Source organism: Sphingomonas sp. LC-1, assembly GCF_025371035.1.
GTDB classification, from domain to species: domain Bacteria; phylum Pseudomonadota; class Alphaproteobacteria; order Sphingomonadales; family Sphingomonadaceae; genus Sphingomonas; species Sphingomonas sanguinis_E.
The window spans coordinates 1-1,714 of record NZ_JANZXB010000045.1 but is presented as its reverse complement, the minus strand read 5'-3'; the positions used below and the strand labels follow the sequence as shown (position 1 = coordinate 1,714).

The following is a 1,714-nucleotide window of genomic DNA, read 5'->3' as shown; positions in this document are numbered from 1 at the left end:
TTCGGTCGCCTCAAGGACTGGCGCCGCGTCGCAACCCGATACGATCGCTGCCCTACCGCCTTCTTTTCCGCCATCACCCTCGCTGCCACCGTCATCTTCTGGCTGTGATCAACGAGTCCTGACCCTAGTGTCCTAGCCGCCGGTCGCGGCATCCGTTTGGCGACGGCCCGACCGCCCGCCGACCGCGAAGAGCACTGCGTCCGGATCCGTGAGCGATGAATTCCAACAGCTGGCTAAAGGCTGTCGGCTCGAAACCGACACCGGCATCCGCCCTCACGAGCGGCGCTACGGCGCCCGCCTCGAACAGTGCGTCGACATGTGAGATGTCACTCTCGTCGTGGAGATCGCACCAGCGCTCTGGAGGTTCTTCTGCCTGACGCCGAGGTGCAGGCCGATCCTTAGCATGAGGAACGAGCGGATCCTAGTTGCCGAACGTCGCGGAGAACCCCGCCCCCGACGTCTTCACGACAATGGTCCTGCTTGAGGCCGTGGCGTAGACCGCCTTCTTTATCGCGGACTCGTCGCGCACGACGTAACGCGGACTGGGTGCCTCGCCCGCGCGCCAGTCCCCGACGCTTGGGCCGGCACCGAGCGGGCGAAGGGTAGCAGCCTTTTGCCAACCTCGCGCGGTGGATGCCCGTAGGGGTTCTGCCGCCCTGCGCTGAGCACCGAAACGAGGAGCGAAGCGTGTGCACCCACGCCGATGAGGTCGAGATCGCCAGGCTTTGTGGGGACCGACACGTAGGACGTCGATCTCCAGCTATACGGCTGGATTCCGCGACGTGACGACCGACTCGATCGCAATGATCGCATCTACCGTGGTGGCGGCCTCGAAGGTCTAATCTGCGGCAGCTTTCGGGATTATCTGTAGCGCACCCCAATGGCGGCTTACGGGGCGCATAGCTGCCGTCGGCATGAAGGTGAACAAACGTCGGCTTATGTCATCTGAGCGCCGAAAGCCGCCATTCCGCTTTTCACCACAAAACCCCGAAATTTCTAGGTCGCTGGTGATAATCCGCAATACTGAATGACTGACAGGTGACGAAGGCCTATGACGAAAGATACCCCGGCAAGGTCGGGGTGCGGACGGTGAGCAGGTATAAGGATCGGTCGAGCCCACTGGTATAAAGGCCTTGGGGGCACACGATCTAAGCATCTAAATTTTCTCGCTTCCGATGCCATGGTGATTTCTCCCGTAGGGGTCACCATCTGCGCTCAAGAGCGCAGAATTGCGCAATTAAGCCATTTGTTGCCGCTCGCTCGTACAGCGAGCATTTTATGGCCCTCATGGCAACACCCTGGAAGCATCCTTCGACCGGCGTTTATTATCTGCGCCGACAAATCCCCGAGAAGCTCGCCCTGCATTCGACGACAGGGCGTTGTGGAAGGTATCGCTGGGCACCAAGAATGGCAGCGAGGCCACGATGCTCTTCCTCGAGGCCAAGGCCGCACTCGAACAGCGGTTCGAAGAGGCGTGAGCCCGCTGAAGGCAACGGGCAGCCCCTGCCCGTCCGCACGCGATCGTGCCGACGAATTGATTTCTGCCTATTTTCAGGGCCCCGAATTGAAGGCCGGCGGTCTCGATGGGTTAGCGTCCGCGCTCGTGGTGTAATTTCCGGTGTAGATTGAGGCGATCGCATGGGTGGGGCATGCCCCACCCATGCGAATTCGATCTCGGTGGCCACCGGGCTCATCGGTAAGGTGGAGTTACCAC

Annotated in this window: 1 pseudogene; it reads left to right on the top strand. The window is 61.1% G+C overall.

The features are described from left to right. Positions 1-108: pseudogene (locus tag NZL82_RS19755) on the top strand (IS5/IS1182 family transposase); the annotation flags it as partial. Positions 109-1,714: the final 1,606 nt, after the last annotated feature.